Consider the following 741-nt stretch of genomic DNA (forward strand, 5'->3'; position numbering starts at 1 on the left):
GCAGCCTCCGTCCCGGCCGGGGTGCCGGTGGGGGCGGTGGCGCGGGGGCGGCGGCCGGTGCGGGCGCGGGCGATGACCAGGGGGTGCCGGCGGATGGGTACCCCGGTGTAGGAGACGCCGGGCAGGGGGCGTGCCTGGTCGGCGGCGACATAGAAGACGGTGTCGACGGGCTCGGTGGTGTCGCGCTGGCCGAGGCGGACGTGAGCCCACAGGGGCAGGGCCACTTTGTACAGCCACAGTCCCTCGGCGGTCTGGCGCCGGGCCAGGAGCCGGCAGACGACCCCCTGCCCGTCCGGCAGCCGTACCCGCACCGGCGGCTCCGGGGTCCGCTCCGGCACCTGCCCGTCGCCGACGGTGCTGGCCTGCTCACTGTCCATGGCCCTGCCCCTGCTACTCGGCGGCCGCTGCGGCCCCGCCGTCGGGGTCTTCCTGCTCGTGAGCGCGCTTGAGCGCCATCCGCGCCGCCACCACCTGCCCACGGTCGAGCGTGGACCAGAACGGGTGGCCGGAGACGGCGATGACGAGTTCCAGCTCGCGGGCCCGCAGGGCCTGAGCCGTCTGCTGCTGTTCTTCCGTCCAGCCGGTGGTCGCCGGCCGCTGGGTGGGGTACCAGCGGTCCTGGGGATCGGTCCAGCCATCGTGCGGTTCGACGGACCAGGGAAGGTCCGGGTCGGCGAGGAATGCCCTCAGCTCGGCCCGGGCCTGGTGGAGCTGCTGCTGCGCCTCGCGCAGGTCGTCGGG

1 protein-coding gene and 1 pseudogene are annotated in these 741 nt (G+C 75.3%); both read right to left on the minus strand.

What is annotated here, in order from left to right:
- A pseudogene (locus tag NQU55_RS36200) lies at window positions 1-377 on the minus strand (hypothetical protein); the annotation flags it as partial.
- A 13-nt stretch (window positions 378-390) separates the two neighbouring features.
- On the minus strand, window positions 391-741 hold a 351-nt coding region (locus NQU55_RS36205), incomplete at its 5' end, for a DUF8825 domain-containing protein (protein ID WP_308402313.1).

It is taken from the genome of Streptomyces telluris, from assembly GCF_024519335.1.
In the GTDB taxonomy this organism is placed as follows: domain Bacteria; phylum Actinomycetota; class Actinomycetes; order Streptomycetales; family Streptomycetaceae; genus Streptomyces; species Streptomyces telluris.